Source organism: Prolixibacter sp. NT017, assembly GCF_009617875.1.
Taxonomy (GTDB): Bacteria; Bacteroidota; Bacteroidia; order Bacteroidales; family Prolixibacteraceae; genus Prolixibacter.
Genome location: NZ_BLAV01000001.1, coordinates 3,142,558 through 3,159,516, shown reverse-complemented (window position 1 = coordinate 3,159,516; position 16,959 = coordinate 3,142,558). Strand labels below are relative to the sequence as shown.

Below are 16,959 nucleotides of genomic sequence, written 5' to 3'. Positions count from 1 at the left end.
ACGTGGTATCGGGATTGTTTATAGGGCCGGTACAGTAAATTACTCCTTTGGCGGGATTTATAACCACGTCGGTGGGGATAAATACTCCGGAGAAGCAGTGACCGGACCTCGTTGGCGCGGTAAATTACCTCGTAGGCGGGGTATCATAACCCCATTCACGAAGTAAAAGACCCCGTCAACGAAGTAGAACGACCCTTTTGTCGGGGTAATTCATCGCGTGCACGCAGTAATTCACTCCGTCGACGGGGTTGTCCTACGGGGTAAATGGGGTTATGTAACCCCTATTTTTACGTTCATTAGGCAATGTAACAGGTATTTGATTATTATTGCTGTTGAATTAAGAATCACGCAAAGGATGAAGAAAAGATACATTCCGTTTTTGGTTATCGCCGCTCTGGTGATTGTGTATTTGTTGGGGCCGGTGATGCCGAAACCGGTATTGGATAATACCTTGCCGAAGATTCCGGTTTCGCTGGATTCTGTCGCATGGTATGTGAATAAAAAGGAATCGTCGGTAAAGACGAAGCCCGACAACGAAGCCCGCATCATTTGGGCCAGCGATTCGGTACATCAAAAAACGGACTATGTACTGCTTTATCTTCCGGGATTTTCGGCCAGTTATTACGAAGGTTATCCGGTGAACGCCGATTTCGCGAAGCGATATGGTTGCAATGCCTATTTTGCCCGATTGGCGGGACATGGGCTGGTAACAAAAGAGCCGCTTCTGGATATGACGCCAGACAACCTGTACGAAACAGCGAAAGAAGCTTTGGTTATTGCCAGTCGGCTGGGAAAGAAGGTTATTATCATGAGCACATCTACCGGCGGAACCTTGAGTTTAATGCTGGATGCTAACTTTCCCAAAATGATCGATGCGCTGATTCTCTATTCGCCGAATATTAAAATACGCCAGAAATCAGCCGGCCTCATCTTATCGAAACCATGGGGACTGCAGATTGCACGTCTGGTTTATGGTGGAAAATACCGCGTTACCGGAGATGATCCGCATAGTAAAATTGGTCAATACTGGTACACGAGTTACCGGGCAGAGGCAACCGTTTATCTTCAGCAGCTGCTCGATGCCGGGATGAAAAAATCGACATTTGCTAAGGTAAAATGTCCGGTTTTTCTGGGCTATTATTACAAAGATGAGGAACACCAGGACCCAACGGTTGATGTAGGAGCTGAGCTGAAAATGTTTTCCGAAATCGGAACATCATCCGGTGAGAAAGTGAAGAAAGCATTTCCGGAAGCCGGCGTGCACACCATTGCATGCAAACTCACCTCGGGAGCTGTTCCGCAGGTTGAGCAAGCAACATGGCATTTTGCCGACGATGTATTACACATGACGCCGGTTCATCCGTAGCTTTTGGTTATAGTTTTTCCAGTTCCAGTTTTAATTCCTCGACGGCAGCGTTGCATTGCTTGTCGAACTCTTTAACGTAGTCAGCATAGGTTTCTTCGCCTTTGCCGTCAAGTGTCAGAAGCTGAAGTGTCTTCAGGTCTTTTCCGAGCTGCTCCATTCCGACCACCAGAACGGAAGACTTGGCTTTGTGAGCTTCTTTCCCCAATTCAAGATATTTTTTCTCAGCCAGATAGTTATTCAGGTTTTCGGAAAACTCCGGAATCTGGCTGATAAATAATTCTATCATTTCTCGGATAATTTCGGGTTCTCCACCCGTCACATTACGCAGGTAATTCAGGTCTGTATATGCCATGTTTTCTCTTTTACGGGAATATTCTACCATGTGTAAATTAGTTAATCAAATATACAATGAAAAGAACCTTATGTCAAGTTGACAATTTTCAGCTTTCCCGGCAGGAAAAATGCTTAGCTTTGTCTACATCACAGCAAGACGATATTGTAAAAACAAAAATAGAAGTGCGATGCAAGGTTCACATAATAAGTTCTTTCCATCGTTTCTTCGGGCAAATGTAAAATAGCAGCGAAATGAAAAGAACCGCTTTTTTCGACATTCATAACAGCAACGGGGCTAAAATAGTTGAGTTTGCTGGTTTCGAAATGCCAATTGAATATTCCGGAATTAAGGACGAACACATGACCGTGCGCAATGGCGTGGGCGTTTTCGACGTGTCGCACATGGGCGAATTTTGGGTAACCGGTCCACAGGCGTTGGCTTTTATCCAGAAGGTAACCTCCAACGATGCATCGAAATTAGCACCCGGACAGGCACAGTATTCTTGTTTACCTAACGGGAAAGGCGGCATTGTGGACGATTTACTGGTTTATTGTTTCGAGCCGGAGAAATACCTGCTGGTAGTTAACGCAGCCAACATCGACAAGGACTGGCAGTGGTTGGTTAGCCAAAACACAGAAGAGGCAGAGATGCTGAATGCGTCCGACGAAATTAGTCAGTTGGCTATCCAGGGACCGAAAGCAACCGGTATTCTCCAGAAACTGACAAACGTTGATTTATCATCCATCAAATTTTACACCTTCACGGTAGGCGAATTTGCCGGAGTTCCTGATGTGATTATTTCCGCAACCGGTTATACCGGGGCCGGAGGTTTCGAGCTTTATTTCAATAACAAGGATGCTGAAGCTATCTGGAACGCTATTTTCGAGGCCGGTAAAGAAGAAGGTATCAAACCCATCGGTCTGGGCGCACGCGATACGCTTCGTCTGGAAATGGGATACTGCTTATACGGAAACGACATCGACGATACCACATCGCCTATCGAAGCAGGATTAGGCTGGATTACGAAATTCACCGACGAGAAGAATTTCATCGATAAAGATGTGTTGATCCGCCAGAAAGAAGAAGGTGTGACCCGTCGTTTGCGCGGATTTGAAATGATCGATCGCGGTATTCCCCGGCATGGTTACGAAATCGTGAATGAAGACGACGAAGTAATTGGTGAAGTCACTTCCGGAAGTATGTCGCCGGTTCGTGGCATCGGTATCGGTATGGGATACGTAAAAACCGGTTATACCAAATTCGGAACGGAGATTTTTATCCGGGTGCGGAATAAGAAATTGAAAGCAAAAGTGGTCAAATTGCCATTTATTTAAATTGATTGATTTAAAATACTGTAAATTTTAAGATCATTTATCCTGATAATTGTCAGGAAATTCATATTTGTTATAATTTTACAGTCTTTAAGTAAAGCGACCTGGAATGTGTTCTTTACTATTTTATAATTGCTTGAATATTTGATTTTTAATGAAATGGAGAACGGGTCGCATCGCCTTGAATGACAATACTCAATTTTTAGTTTCAAAATACAATTCAATATTCCTCTACTATGAAAACGCATAATTTTTACGCAGGACCTTCCATCCTGCCCGAATTCACAAAAGAACGGACAGCCGAAGCCGTAATGAATTTTGCCGGAACCGGATTATCGGTAATGGAAGTCTCGCACCGTAGCAAAGAGTTCGTTGCGGTAATGGATGAAGCAAGGGACCTCGTGAAAGAACTTCTGGAGGTGCCGGCAGATTACGAAGTTTTGTTCCTTCAGGGAGGAGCCAGCACGCAGTTTTACATGGTTCCGTTTAACCTGATGAAAACCAAAGCTGCTTATCTGAATACCGGAACCTGGGCTTCCAAAGCCATCAAAGAGGCGAAACTTTACGGAGAGGTTATTGAAGTAGCATCGTCAAAAGACAAGAATTTCAACTACATCCCTCGCGGTTACGAAGTGCCTTCGGATGTTGATTATCTCCATATTACCACCAATAACACCATTTTCGGTACCGAAATTTTGGAAGACCTCGATGTTCCGGCTCGTATTGTTGCCGACATGTCTTCAGATATTTTCAGCCGTCCGATTGACATCAAGAAATACGATGTGATTTACGCCGGTGCGCAGAAAAACCTGGCTCCGTCCGGAGTTACCCTGGTGATTATCAAGAAAGATATTCTGGGTAAAGTTGATCGTCCGATTCCTACGATGATCGATTATCGTACGCACATCGACAAGGAATCGATGTTCAATACGCCTCCGACAGTTCCGGTATTTGCAGCATTGATGACGCTTCGCTGGCTGAAAGAAAATGGTGGCATTAAGGAAATGGAGAAGAAAAACATCGCGAAAGCCAAGTTGCTGTACGATGAATTGGATCGCAACAAGATGTTTGTTCCGAATATTCCAAATCCGGAAGACCGTTCTCGTATGAACGTGACCTTCGTGATGGCACCCGGATATGAGGAATTTGAGAAGGAATTTCTTGAAATTGCAGCAGCTCACAATATTGTTGGTATCAAAGGCCACCGTAGTGTTGGTGGATTCAGAGCTTCGATATACAATGCCATGCCGATTGAAAGCGTGGGAGTATTGGTTGAGGCGATGAAAGAATTTGAAGCCAAACACTGATAAAAAACTGAAAAAGGCGTGAATCTTTCACGCCTTTTTCGTGATCTGAATCATTGATTTCGATCATTGATTCCCTCCGCCGGTAGCCGTACCTTTTCGTGTGATTATAAAAAACTGACTCAAACATGAAAAAAGTATTGGTAGCAACTGTTAAACCCTTTGCCAGTGAGGCGATTGATCAGATGAAGGCGATTGTTGAAGCAGCAGGGTTTGAATGGCAGTTGCTGGAAAAATATTCGGATAAAGCAGAACTTTTAGCGGCAGTGGCTGATGCGAACGCTTTAATCGTCAGGAGTGACAAGTGCGACGCAGAGGTGCTGAATGCTGCTTCCGGGTTGGAGATTGTGGTTCGTGCCGGAGCCGGTTATGATAACATCGATATTGAAGCGGCAAGCCAAAAGGGAGTTGTTGTGATGAATACTCCCGGACAGAATTCAAATGCAGTAGCCGAGCTTACATTTGGTCTGTTGCTGAATCTGGTCAGGAACGGTTTTAACGGAACAGCCGGCACCGAGCTTTTTGGAAAGACATTTGGTATCATGGGATACGGTAATATAGGGCTGCATTTGCACCGCATCGCCAAAGGTTTTGGTATGGATGTGACAGGCTGCAGCCCGACCTTGAGCCCGGAACAAGCTAAAGAACAAGGCATCCATTACGCTGATGGGCCGATAGATTTGTTTTCTTCGTCCCAAATCATTTCGCTGAATATTCCCAGCAATCACGAAACACGTGGAATTATTAATCATCATTTGATGATGATGATGCCTAAAGGAGCTCTTCTGGTCAACACGGCGCGGAAAGAGATCATCAAAGAAGATGATTTGGAGAAAGTTTTGGAAGAGCGCGAAGACTTCTGTTATGCTGCCGATGTAGCCCCGGATAATCGGAACATATTGGAACAACGTTTCCCCGGAAGGGTGTTGTTCACAGCCAAAAAAATGGGTGCGCAAACGGCCGAAGCTAACATCAATGCCGGGACAGCTGCTGCATCGCAGATTGTAGGCTTTTTTCAAAAAGGAGATACAACTTTCAAGGTGAACTGACAGTTGTGTCGAAAGATATGAAGTGGAATAATTATTAGTTCGAATTATAAACGATATGGCTGTTTTAAAACCTTTTAAAGGACTGCGTCCGCCCCGGGAACTGGCTCAAAAAGTAGCTTCCCGTCCGTACGATGTGTTGAATTCGGAAGAAGCCCGAAAAGAAGCCGAGGGAAATCCTCAGTCGCTGTTGCACATCATTAAACCTGAGATTGATTTTCCGGCAGGAACCGATGAACATACGGAGCCGGTTTACGATAAAGCTGTCGAAAACTTCCATCTTTTTAAAGAAAAAGGATGGCTGGTACAAGACGAAAAAGATAAGCTGTACATCTATGCGCAGACCATGAATGGCCGTACGCAATACGGAATTGTTGGTGCGGCGTCGGTTGATGATTACATGAATGGTGTTATCAAGAAACACGAGCTTACGCGGAAAGACAAAGAAGAAGACCGGATGAAGCACGTTCGCAACACTAACGCCAACGTGGAACCGGTATTCTTTACCTTCACGGCCGTTCAGGAACTGGATGATATCGTAGCCAAAATTGTTAAGGAAAACGAGCCTGAGTACGATTTCGTGGCAGAAGACGGATTCGGACACCATTTCTGGGTGATTGATGATGAAGCAACCATCAACCGGATTGTAGAGCTATTTGCTGAAATTCCGGCAACTTATGTAGCCGACGGTCACCACCGGACGGCAGCTGCAGCGCTGGTAGGAAACGAAAAACGGCAGAATAATCCGAACCATACCGGTAATGAAGAGTATAACTTTTTCCTGGCCGTTCATTTCCCCGACAATCAACTTCAGATTATCGACTACAACCGTGTCGTGAAAGATCTGAATGGCTTGACGGAAGCGGAATTGCTGGCGAAACTGAAAGAAGATTTCGAGGTGGCAGAAATGGGAACTGATATTTTCAAACCGGAAGAACTGCATACTTTCAGTATGTATTTGGATGGAAAATGGTATAAACTGGTAGCTCGTTCCGGACGCTATGACGACAATGATCCGATTGGTGTGCTGGACGTTACCATTTTGTCGGATTTGGTTCTCGACAAGATTTTGGGAATTAAAGATCTGCGTACCGATAAGCGCATCGATTTTGTCGGCGGAATTCGTGGATTAGGTGAGCTGAAACGTCGCGTTGATTCGGGCGAAATGAAAGCGGCTTTTGCCCTGTATCCGGTTTCCATGCAGCAGTTGATTGATATTGCTGATACCGGAAATATCATGCCTCCGAAGACAACCTGGTTCGAACCGAAGCTGCGTTCAGGCCTGGTAATTCACGAGCTGGATTAAAAATCTCAAACGAGCATATAAAAAGAAAGGTGACCATTTAGGCCACCTTTTTTTGTGCTATTTAATTTCTTATTCCTTCTTTTTCTTGTGCTTGTTTAACCGGAAAAGGTAAGCCATGGTTACTTCAATGGTCTGCAATTGCGATGCATCGTAAGCCGATTTTTTCGGATCGAACAAACTCGGTAAACTGTAATACAAACGGCTGTCCAGCATCAGGCCGTTGCCGTTTTTAAACCGCCATTCGAATCCAAGTCCACCGACAAACTGAAAGTCGAAGCCGGTATCGACGGGCTTTCCGTAGTAATCGTTCGGAGTGTAAGTGGCATCAGCAGGCGGATTGAATGTCTCTTTGTCAGTGTACAAATAGGAAACCGATGGACCGAGGTTGATAAAAAAACGGAAGCCTTTGTTGCCAATATTCACGTGAGTCATCATGGGCAACACAAAATAATCAAGCTGTCGCTCGTAATCGACACCGGCATCGGTATGTTCTTTCCAACCACGCTGCGAATAGTTCAGCTCCACCTGAAGCCCGACATGAGGCTCCGAAATATCACGAAAAACAATACCACCGGAATAACCTTCCAGCATCACCTGTTTCACGGTAGGGTAAAACCGTACGCGCGAAAAGGTAGTACCACCTTTCACACCGAGGTAAACTTCATTCGGGTAATTATTGGGTTGAGCCTGAAGTTGAATCACAAAAAACGCACTCAAAATCAGGAGAATCAGCTTTTTCATAAATTGCCTGCGGCTTTTAATTATGCCCGATTTGGGTGTGGTAAAGTTAAAAAAAATTGCACACGTCAATTATCGTTAAGCCGGATGGGCAAAGTAGCCGGCTGTTTTAGAAAAGATATCCCCGAAGGGACGATTATTTTTTCTTACTTTGAAGGAAAAATTTGTTTGCATGAGTATTGCTGAGCAGCTGACTGAAATTCGAAAATCGTTGCCGGAAAATGTCAAACTGGTGGCTGTTTCCAAAACCAAACCGAACGAAGACATAATGGAGGCCTACCAGACGGGACAACGGATGTTTGGAGAGAATAAAGTACAGGAACTTGTAGCGAAATACGAATCACTTCCCAAAGATATTGAATGGCACATGATAGGGCATCTGCAGCGCAACAAAGTAAAATACATTGCGCCTTTCGTGTCGCTCATCCATGGTGTCGACAGCTTTCGGTTATTGAAAGCTATCGATAAGGAAGGCCGGAAAGCGGATCGAGTGCTTCGTGTCCTTCTTCAGTTTCACATTGCCGAAGAAGAAACCAAGTTCGGTTTAGACCTGAAAGAAACCGAAGAGATGTTGAACTCACAGGAGTTTAAAAATCTACAATTTGTGAGGATAGACGGTGTGATGGGAATGGCTACTTTTACCGAGGATATAGATCAGGTTCGCCGCGAATTTAAGAGCCTTTCGACTATCTTTGGACATCTGAAAAAAACGTATTTCAATGATGCGCCAAATTTCAGTGAAATTTCGATGGGAATGTCGGGCGATTACAAGTTAGCCGTTGAGGAGGGCAGTACCATGGTGCGTATTGGAAGCAATATTTTCGGCGAACGAAATTATCAGAATAACTGAATCTTAAACCAAAAAATCGATTTATAAAAATTTTCCGAATGGCAAATCTTACAACAACCTATTTAGGGCTAAACCTGAAGAATCCTCTGGTAGCCGGAAGTTCGGGACTCACCAACTCCGTTGAGAAAATTGTGGAAATGGAGAAAAATGGTGTGGGAGCTGTGGTCCTGAAATCTTTGTTCGAAGAGCAAATCAACAATGAAGTAAATGTCTTGCTGAGCAAGGATTTACAGAATACGGCCTATCCCGAGGCGGAGGATTACATCCGTACTTATCTGCACGACAATACACTGCATCACTATATCGAGCTGGTGAAAGCCGCGAAAGAGGCAACTTCCGTTCCGATTATCGCCAGTATCAACTGCGTATCGGGGAATGAGTGGATGGGATTTGCCCGCGAGATTGAAAAGGCCGGTGCCGATGCATTGGAAGTGAATGCGTTTATCGTTCCGACCGACCGCAAGGTGAAATCGGAGGAGATTGAAGAGCGCTATCTCGAAATCCTGACCGAAGTGAAAAAAGTGGTTGACATTCCGGTAGCGATGAAAATAGGTCCGCAATTCTCCAACCTGGTGAGCATGGTCGATCGGTTGTACGCGCACGGTGCAGCCGGTGTGGTGATGTTTAACCGTTTTTACGAACCGGACATTAACCTCGACAAACTCGCCATTTCTGCAGCGGAGGTATTCAGTTCTCCTGCTGATATTCGACAGTCGCTCCGTTGGGTTGGAATTATTTCCGGTACCCTGAAACGAATCGACATTGCTGCATCTACGGGTATTCACGACGGCGAAGGCTTGGTAAAACAATTGCTGGCTGGTGCTACCGTTGGACAAGTTTGCTCGGCAATGTATGTAAATGGTATTCCGGTAGTGAAAGAGATGGTGGATTACCTCGAGAAATTTATGAAAAAGTGGAATTTCAAGAATCTGGACGAATTCCGTGGCCGGTTGAGTTATTCCAATTTGCCGAATCCGGTACTTTACGAACGGGCTCAGTTCATGAAGTATTTCTCCAATAATGTGAATGAATAATTGTCATCCGACATAAAACAAAAGAAGCTGTCCAATCCGGGCAGCTTCTTTTTATTTGGGGATATTGCTTTCTTAGAATTGTTGTTCGGTCTGTTCTCGTATCTCCGGAATAATTTTTTCCAAATCCTCCAGTAACGACATTTTCTCGGCGGACGCTGTTTCCATCGCTGCTCGTATTTTCTCCACCTGTTCGGCTTTGTAGGCGTCATCAATTTTACCGCTCATGTTCTCAATAACGGTAAACGCTTCGAATGCCACCATAAATTCCGACTCGATGACTAAGTCAACGAACAGCGAGAGATACTGGCTAAAATCAAGGCCGTTCTCCCAGCACACCGATACCAGTTCTTTAAGTTCGGATGCATACTTTTTGTCCTGGATGGCGTCAACAATGCGTGGAATGGCATCGCTGTATTTCAGTTCGCCCAGTAACCGGATGATTTTTTGCCTGATTTCCGGATTATCGGTTGAATGAAGCAACTCAATCAGCACCGGAATGTAACTGCTGTTTCCGGTTTCCCTCAGCTCCTTAATGGTTTTAATAACGAGCAGCGAGTCTTCTGATTGAAGATTGTTCAGTACCTTCTTTTGTTGCGGATCTTTTCCCATGGTTAACATCTCTTCTTCGTCGACAAAGATATAACTTTTACAAAAGTGGAAACAGGTGTTCGGGTGAAAGAGAATTTTCATTAACCGAATTTACAGGATATAATCCCTAAATTTGCGCTTTCAAAATAGAAGCATATTAAGGTAATCAAACTAAACCGGTACAAGACCCAATGCCCGAAAAAGCAACAAGAGACCTTGAGCAACAAAAGATTGGCCGTTTGATGTGGCAATATTTCGTGCCGGCTTTCATCGGGGTAATGATGAACGCCTTGTACAATATTGTCGATCGGGTTTTTATCGGTCGGGGAGTAGGAGCTCTGGCACTATCGGGGCTTTCCGTTATTTTCCCGATTATGATTTTGATAGCAGCATTTGGTATGCTGATTGGCGTAGGCGCAGGCGTCCGAATTTCCATTAATCTTGGTAAAAAAGATTATCGACAAGCGGAAAAAGTGCTGGGCAATGGCCTTTCGCTGATGGTAATTGTCTCGGTGCTGGTTTCAGTTCTTGGTTTTATCGTAAAGAATCCGTTGTTGCATCTGTTCGGGGCAACCGGTGAAACCATCGGCTACGCAAACGATTACCTGAATATTATCCTGTTAGGAACCATCTTCCAGGTCGTAGGCTTTTCGCTGAATAATATTATCCGCTCTGAAGGCAACGCGAAAATAGCCATGTATTCCATGCTTTTGAGTGCCGGCACGAATCTGGTATTGGATCCCATTTTTATTTTTGGTTTGAAAATGGGAGTTCAGGGTGCTGCGATTGCCACGGTGATTTCGCAGATTCTGTTGACAATATGGGTCCTTCGACATTTCACAGGTTCGAAATCAATTGTCAAATTCCACCTTCCGAATCTCAAACTGGAACCGGTTATTATTTTCCGGATTTTGTCCATCGGGATGGCGCCATTTGCCATGCAGTTGGCAGCCAGTCTGGTGCAGGCAACTTTCAATACACAGTTGATTCGTTTCGGTTCGGATGTTGCTGTCGGGGCGATGGGAATCATCAACTCCGTGGTTATCATGATTATCATGTCGATGATTGCCATCAATATGGCTTTGCAACCCATTGTTGGATTTAACTACGGAGCCAAACAGTTCCACCGCGTGAAAGAAGCCTGGTTTCTGGCGATGAAATCGGCCACTTGGGTAGCGGTGATATCCTTTGTTTTTGTTCAGGTTTTCCCGGGCGAAATCATTCGTTTATTTAACAATGAGAACAAGGAGCTCTTCCAAATCGGGGTAAAAGGACTTCGTATCTTTACTCTGATGCTTCCAGTAGTCGGTTACCAGGTGATTGTGTCCAGTTATTTCCAGAGCATCGGGAAAGCCGGAATAGCGATGTTTCTGACCCTGTTGAGGCAGGTCATTGTGCTTACGCCGTTGCTTTTCATCTTGCCAAAGTTTTTCGATTTGACTGGCGTTTGGATGGCTGGTCCGGTATCCGATTTTGTGTCGGCTTGTATTGTGCTTGTCGTAACCTTACGGGAAGTAAAGCTATTGAACAAACATCAGAAAGAGGAAGCGGAGGAAAAGAAAAAACCGGTCAGTGAATTTGCTCAATGACCGGTTGGATTTATCGTTACTTCAAATGAAGTTTCGGTTTCAGGTACTCGCCGGTGTACGATTCTTTGCAGTCGACCAGTTTTTCCGGAGTTCCCTCGAAAACGATGTTTCCACCTTTGTCGCCGCCTTCGGGTCCCAAATCGATGATCCAGTCAGCCGACTTGATGACATCCAAATTGTGTTCGATAACAATAATACTGTGTCCTCTTGATATCAGTGCATTAAATGCGTCAAGTAACTTGCGGATATCATGAAAATGAAGTCCGGTTGTCGGCTCATCGAATACAAAAAGGGTGGGTGTGTCTTTTTCTTTTGCCAGGAAAGAGGCCAACTTGATACGCTGACTTTCACCTCCCGACAGCGTGCTGGACGATTGTCCCAGTTTCAGGTAGCCGAGTCCAACATCCTGAAGCGGGCGCAGCTTTTTCACGATACGTTTCTCTGCCGTTTTTGCTTTTTCACTGAAAAAGTCGATCGCCTGATTAACGGTCATTTCCAGAATATCGTAAATACTCTTGTCACGGTAGTGAACTTCCAGAATATCCTGTTTAAAACGTTTTCCACCACAACTTTCGCAGGTCAGTGAGATGTCGGCCATGAACTGCATTTCCACCTTGATGACACCTTCACCCTGGCATTCCTCGCAGCGTCCGCCATCGATGTTAAAAGAGAAGTGCGATGCTTTGAATCCGTTGATTTTTGACGCCTGTTGGTCGGCGAAAAGTTTCCGGATTTCATCGTAGGCTTTCAAATACGTAACCGGATTTGAACGTGACGACTTCCCGATAGGATTTTGGTCGACAAACTCAATTCCCGTTAGCAAGTGCATGTCGCCGTCAACCTTTTGGTGTGCCCCGGTTCGTTCGCCGTAACCTCCGTAATATTTTACGAGGGCCGGGAAAAGAATATTTTTCACGAGTGAAGATTTTCCTGACCCACTAACGCCGGTTACCACTGTCATGGTATTCAATGGAAATTTCACATCAATACCTTTCAGGTTATTTTCGCGGGCACCGGTTATTTCGATGAAATTATTCCAGGAGCGTCGTTTGGCCGGAATCGTAATTTCTTCTTCCCCTGTGAGATATTTTGCTGTGAGGCTGGTTCCTTCTTGGGCCAGTTTTTTGTGGTTTCCCTGGAAAACAATTTCACCTCCGTGCATTCCGGCCAACGGACCGATATCGACGATCTCGTCGGCGGCACGAATGATTTCTTCATCGTGTTCGACCACAATCACCGTATTTCCCAGTTCCTCCAATTTTTTGAGGACATTGATAAGACGTGTCGTGTCACGCGAGTGCAGACCGATAGACGGCTCATCCAAAATGTACATAGAGCCAACCAGGCTGCTACCCAATGATGTCGCGAGGTTAATCCGTTGCGATTCTCCACCCGAAAGGGTAGAGGATAAGCGGTTTAACGTAAGGTAGCCCAAGCCAACATCGCAAAGAAATGCCAGGCGGTTATTAATCTCGGTAAGCAACCGGCCCGCGATATTTTGTTCGTGTTTTTTCAGCTTGATGCCGGAAAAATATTTTTGCAGTTCAGTAGCCGGCATAACCACTAATTCCTGGATGGATTTTCCGGCGACTTTTACGTAAGACGCTTCCTTTTTCAAGCGGGTCCCGCGGCAATCGGGGCAGATTGTTTTTCCGCGGTAGCGCGACAACATGACCCGGTACTGTATTTTGTATGATTTTTCTTCGAGGTATTTAAAGAACTGGTTTAAGCCATGAAAATGGCGATTGCCGGTCCAGAGCAGATGTCGCTGTTCTTCGGTTAATTCGTAGTAAGGTTTGTGAACGGGGAAATCAAATTTCTCAGCATTGAAGAGCAGCTGTTCTTTCCATTCACTCATTTTCTCGCCTTTCCAGCAGGCAATGGCATCGTTGTAGATGGACAGCGACTTGTTCGGAATCACCAAATCCTCATCGATACCAATAATTTTGCCGTATCCCTCGCAGGTCGGGCATGCACCGATGGGATTGTTGAAGCTGAACATGTGCATCGACGGCTCTTCAAATTCAATCTCATCAGCCTCGAACCGGTTCGAGAAGCGTTCGGTAGCGGTTTCTGCATCGGCCATAACTTTGATTACACATTCTCCTTTCCCTTCGTAAAAAGCTGTTTGGACCGAGTCGGCGGCTCGACTTTGTGTGTCTTCGCCTCGCGAAACGGCAATCCTGTCAATCACAATATGAATATCGCTTTTTGTTTTTAGCTTTTTCGGATCATTCAGGAGGTCATCAATCCGGATAATTTCGCCGTCAATTTCCAGGCGGGTGAATCCTTGTTGCCGAAGTAGGTCTGCCTCAGTCTCCAGTGATCTATCCTTTTTAACGTGAAGCGGCGACAATATCAGTACGCGGGTTTTTTCTGGGTACGATAAAATAAAATCGACTACATCGGTGACCTGATGCCTCGAAACTTCTTTTCCGGAAACGGGTGAAATGGTTTTTCCTACACGGGCAAAGAGTAGTTTCAGGTAATCGTATATCTCGGTAGAGGTACCGACTGTGGAACGTGGATTTCGCGTATTAACTTTCTGCTCGATGGCAATGGCCGGTGGTATTCCTTTGATGTAATCAACCTCAGGTTTATCGATACGTCCCAGGAATTGCCGTGCGTAACTGGAGAGGCTCTCAACATACCTTCGCTGTCCTTCTGCGTACAGCGTGTCGAATGCCAGCGACGATTTCCCGGAACCGGAAAGTCCGGTGATGACAATGAACCGACCGCGAGGAATTTTTAAATCTATGTTCTTTAAATTATGGACGCGAGCGCCTTTTATTTCGATGTATTCAGTAGGTTCTGAGATCATTGGAATGAAAAAAAGTGAAATTTTTTTGCCTAATGTTAATATTTGTAAAAAAATAATTTATATTTGACGTCTGCAAAGTTAATAATTAGTCATTAACCAATTTAAAAAAGGAGACACGCCTATAGAAATATTTCTACCCTGAGAACCAACCCTATATTGTTATGGTAGAAATAAAGCAATTGGACGACCATGCGCTCGTTCAAAAATTTGTAGAAGGCGAACACGAATGTCTCGAAATCCTGATTACACGTCACAAGAACCGGATTTACACGTACATTTTTATGATCGTGAAGAATCATGCGGTTGCTGAAGACATCTTCCAGGACACTTTCATCAAAGTTATTCAATCGCTAAAAAAAGGACGGTATACCGAAAACGGTAAATTCGTATCCTGGGCTATCCGTATTGCTCACAATTTGATTATCGATTACTTCAGGAAAGAGAAGCACCTGAGTACTGTATCGAATGACGAGTCAGAAGTGGATATCTTTAATAGTCCGAAATTCTCCGACATGAACATTGAGGATGACCTGGTAAGCGAACAAATTTTTCGCGAAGTTCGTCACTTGATCGATGAATTGCCTGACGATCAGCGGCAGGTTGTCATCATGCGTCACTATCTTGGATTCAGTTTCCGGGAAATTGCGGAGCACAGTGGAGTGTCAATAAATACGGCACTTGGAAGAATGCGCTACGCTTTGATTAACCTGAGAAAACTGATTGAAGAACGGCAGTTGAATTTGACGCTTTCGTAATGATTAAAAAAAGAAGAAAAAAATTCAAAAGGGATGACAATAAAATGTCATCCCTTTTCGTTTTAAAGACAAAGCAATCATAATATTAAACACTTTTAACTTGCCTATGAACGAAATTTTTACTCTTTATTTTGATTTCCTTTTTGAAACAGATTTAAGTGAATCAAAGGAAAAAACGGAGGTTGAAGGGCATAAGGAAATGAAACAAGAAAATCTAAAAAGCGAAGAAGAATCTTGTAAGTACAGCCCTTCCCAGGAAACCGTCGACAATATTTTAAGCTTTGCTAAGCAATACACAGTTTTGAGTTCAGGTGATAAGCAGGTAGAACTCAACCTTAATTAAATCTCGCTTTAAACGATTTAAGAGTCCGCTTCGGCGGACTTTTTTTTGCCCTTTCCATATTTAAAATGAAATAAAAGTGATATTTTTATGATATCATAAATCAAATCTTAAAATCATGGAAAAATCATTTAAGCCCATGTCGGGGTACCTTTATCTCTTACTCGCCCTGGTTATACTAGCGTTGTCGGTTTTCTCTTTTACGAGACTGATGCTGGTTCCCGGAATTATTGGTATTGTGTTGTTTATTCTGATAATGCCCGGCTTCCTGATTGTTGCTCCCAACGAGAGCGCTGTTCTTGTACTTTTTGGTGCTTATAAAGGAACGGTCAAAGCGAATGGCTTTTGGTGGACAAATCCGTTTTTTACGAAAGAGAAGATTTCGCTGAGGGCGAGAAATATTGATTCGGATCCGATAAAAGTGAATGATAAAATTGGGAATCCGGTGATGATTGGTGTGGTCGTGGTTTGGAAGGTTGAAAATACCTACAAAGCTGCTTTTGAAGTCGATAATTATGAGCAGTTTGTCGACATTCAGAGTGAGGCCGCCATACGAAAACTGGCCGGATATTATCCGTACGACAACTTCGAAGATGAGGATGCTGAAATCACCCTGAGAGGAGGAGGCGAAGAAGTGAATGATTTGTTGGAGCAAGAATTGATGGAACGTCTTTCCATTGCCGGAATTAAAATCCATGAAGCACGGATTAATTACCTGGCTTATGCTTCCGAAATTGCTGGTGCCATGTTGCGTCGCCAACAGGCAACAGCAATTGTCGCTGCACGGACCAAGGTAGTTGAGGGCGCCGTAGGGATGGTGAAGCTGGCATTGGATGAGCTAAAGGAAAAGGACATTATTGAATTGGATGACGAACGAAAGGCGAGTATGGTGAGTAACCTGATGGTTGTGCTCTGTTCAGATGAGGCAGCGCAGCCGGTACTGAATGCTGGCTCGTTGTATTAAAAAATTTGTATGGCTAAGAAAAAATCATTCGTGCTCAGGATTGATCCGGAGACTTACGATGCGTTGGAAAAATGGGCATCGGATGAATTTCGTAGCACCAACGCACAGATCGAATACCTCTTACATCACGAGTTGAGAAAGGCGGGCAGAAGCCCAGCCAAAAAGAATAATCAAACATTAACCGATAATCAAAAAAATAATGAGCAGGAATAAATATGTATGCCCAAAATGTGGAAACCGTTACTACGATGTTGGCGAAATTCGTGTGGCTGGCGGTTTCTGGTCAAAAATATTTGATGTACAAGGCCGGAAGTTTACTTCGGTTACCTGTACCAAATGTTCTTACACCGAATTTTATGGTGTTTCCAGCAGTAAATTAGGGAACGTTTTCGATTTCTTTACCAACTAATTTTTCAGATAAAAAATAGTGATTCTAAACAAGAGGTCTGGTGCAGGCCTCTTGCTTTGTTTGGTATGAAAACTAAACTTTAAATTTCCTACAATTCAGGCTTAGACTTTGGTGTACTAGCGATAATCCGTTAATTTTACGCTGCTTTTTTGGATAGTTTTAACCTGTTACTAAATAATCAAGT

General features: G+C 44.2%; 17 protein-coding genes. 13 read left to right on the top strand and 4 right to left on the bottom strand.

The features are described 5' to 3' along the window. Nucleotides 1–355 precede the first annotated feature (355 nt). Complete coding sequence (locus tag GJU87_RS13070; RefSeq protein ID WP_153639938.1) at nucleotides 356–1,366, top strand: carboxylesterase; 1,011 nt, start codon at nucleotides 356–358, stop codon at nucleotides 1,364–1,366. Nucleotides 1,367–1,373: 7 nt separating this feature from the next. Here the strand turns inward: GJU87_RS13070 and GJU87_RS13065 are convergent, their stop codons facing one another. After that, nucleotides 1,374–1,718, bottom strand: a complete 345-nt coding sequence (locus GJU87_RS13065) for an Hpt domain-containing protein (protein ID WP_153639937.1) — start codon at nucleotides 1,716–1,718, stop codon at nucleotides 1,374–1,376. A 233-nt stretch (nucleotides 1,719–1,951) separates the two neighbouring features. On the opposite strand from GJU87_RS13065, the gene gcvT reads away from it, so the two are divergent. The 4 genes from gcvT to GJU87_RS13045 all read left to right on the top strand — a co-directional run bounded on the left by gcvT (nucleotide 1,952) and on the right by GJU87_RS13045 (nucleotide 6,687). Continuing rightward, nucleotides 1,952–3,034, top strand: a complete 1,083-nt coding sequence (gene gcvT / locus GJU87_RS13060) for a glycine cleavage system aminomethyltransferase GcvT (protein WP_153639936.1) — start codon at nucleotides 1,952–1,954, stop codon at nucleotides 3,032–3,034. A gap of 233 nt (nucleotides 3,035–3,267) precedes the next feature. Continuing rightward, nucleotides 3,268–4,338: a 3-phosphoserine/phosphohydroxythreonine transaminase gene (gene serC / locus GJU87_RS13055; RefSeq protein WP_153639935.1), complete on the top strand. Its 1,071-nt coding sequence runs from the start codon at nucleotides 3,268–3,270 to the stop codon at nucleotides 4,336–4,338. A gap of 125 nt (nucleotides 4,339–4,463) precedes the next feature. Continuing rightward, nucleotides 4,464–5,384, top strand: a complete 921-nt coding sequence (locus GJU87_RS13050; RefSeq protein WP_153639934.1) for an NAD(P)-dependent oxidoreductase — start codon at nucleotides 4,464–4,466, stop codon at nucleotides 5,382–5,384. Nucleotides 5,385–5,439: 55 nt separating this feature from the next. Continuing rightward, nucleotides 5,440–6,687, top strand: a complete 1,248-nt coding sequence (locus GJU87_RS13045) for a DUF1015 domain-containing protein (protein ID WP_153639933.1) — start codon at nucleotides 5,440–5,442, stop codon at nucleotides 6,685–6,687. 69 nt (nucleotides 6,688–6,756) lie between these two features. Here GJU87_RS13045 and GJU87_RS13040 read toward each other — a convergent pair whose 3' ends face one another. Next, nucleotides 6,757–7,428 (bottom strand): porin family protein, encoded by a 672-nt coding sequence (locus GJU87_RS13040; protein WP_153639932.1) that lies wholly within the window; start codon nucleotides 7,426–7,428, stop codon nucleotides 6,757–6,759. 169 nt (nucleotides 7,429–7,597) lie between these two features. Here GJU87_RS13040 and GJU87_RS13035 point away from each other — a divergent pair, with 169 nt between their 5' ends. Together GJU87_RS13035 and GJU87_RS13030 are read left to right on the top strand one after the other, a co-directional pair. Next, entirely contained in the window at nucleotides 7,598–8,275 is a 678-nt protein-coding gene (locus tag GJU87_RS13035; protein WP_153639931.1) for a YggS family pyridoxal phosphate-dependent enzyme, read from the top strand. A gap of 38 nt (nucleotides 8,276–8,313) precedes the next feature. Beyond that, nucleotides 8,314–9,309, top strand: a complete 996-nt coding sequence (locus tag GJU87_RS13030; RefSeq protein WP_153639930.1) for a dihydroorotate dehydrogenase-like protein — start codon at nucleotides 8,314–8,316, stop codon at nucleotides 9,307–9,309. Between the two features lie 72 nt (nucleotides 9,310–9,381). On the opposite strand, the gene GJU87_RS13025 is transcribed toward GJU87_RS13030, so the two are convergent. Continuing rightward, complete coding sequence (locus GJU87_RS13025; RefSeq protein WP_153639929.1) at nucleotides 9,382–9,999, bottom strand: HEAT repeat domain-containing protein; 618 nt, start codon at nucleotides 9,997–9,999, stop codon at nucleotides 9,382–9,384. An 89-nt stretch (nucleotides 10,000–10,088) separates the two neighbouring features. Between GJU87_RS13025 and GJU87_RS13020 the strand changes: the two genes are divergently transcribed. Continuing rightward, a complete protein-coding gene (locus tag GJU87_RS13020) occupies nucleotides 10,089–11,486 on the top strand; it encodes an MATE family efflux transporter (protein WP_153639928.1) in 1,398 nt (465 codons plus the stop codon). 16 nt (nucleotides 11,487–11,502) lie between these two features. Here GJU87_RS13020 and uvrA read toward each other — a convergent pair whose 3' ends face one another. Beyond that, entirely contained in the window at nucleotides 11,503–14,307 is a 2,805-nt protein-coding gene (uvrA, locus tag GJU87_RS13015) for an excinuclease ABC subunit UvrA (protein ID WP_153639927.1), read from the bottom strand. A gap of 161 nt (nucleotides 14,308–14,468) precedes the next feature. Between uvrA and GJU87_RS13010 the strand changes: the two genes are divergently transcribed. The 5 genes from GJU87_RS13010 to GJU87_RS12990 all read left to right on the top strand — a co-directional run bounded on the left by GJU87_RS13010 (nucleotide 14,469) and on the right by GJU87_RS12990 (nucleotide 16,775). Then, nucleotides 14,469–15,062, top strand: coding sequence for an RNA polymerase sigma factor (locus GJU87_RS13010; RefSeq protein WP_153639926.1), 594 nt, complete (start codon nucleotides 14,469–14,471; stop codon nucleotides 15,060–15,062). 106 nt (nucleotides 15,063–15,168) lie between these two features. Beyond that, on the top strand, nucleotides 15,169–15,405 hold the full coding sequence (locus GJU87_RS13005) for a hypothetical protein (protein WP_153639925.1): 237 nt from the start codon (nucleotides 15,169–15,171) through the stop codon (nucleotides 15,403–15,405). A 115-nt stretch (nucleotides 15,406–15,520) separates the two neighbouring features. Next, nucleotides 15,521–16,366, top strand: coding sequence for an SPFH domain-containing protein (locus GJU87_RS13000; RefSeq protein ID WP_153639924.1), 846 nt, complete (start codon nucleotides 15,521–15,523; stop codon nucleotides 16,364–16,366). 9 nt (nucleotides 16,367–16,375) lie between these two features. Next, on the top strand, nucleotides 16,376–16,579 hold the full coding sequence (locus GJU87_RS12995) for a hypothetical protein (protein ID WP_106541730.1): 204 nt from the start codon (nucleotides 16,376–16,378) through the stop codon (nucleotides 16,577–16,579). Continuing rightward, complete coding sequence (locus GJU87_RS12990; RefSeq protein ID WP_153639923.1) at nucleotides 16,566–16,775, top strand: zinc ribbon domain-containing protein; 210 nt, start codon at nucleotides 16,566–16,568, stop codon at nucleotides 16,773–16,775. Before GJU87_RS12995 ends, GJU87_RS12990 begins: the two co-directional genes overlap by 14 nt. The last annotated feature ends 184 nt before the right edge of the window (nucleotides 16,776–16,959 follow it).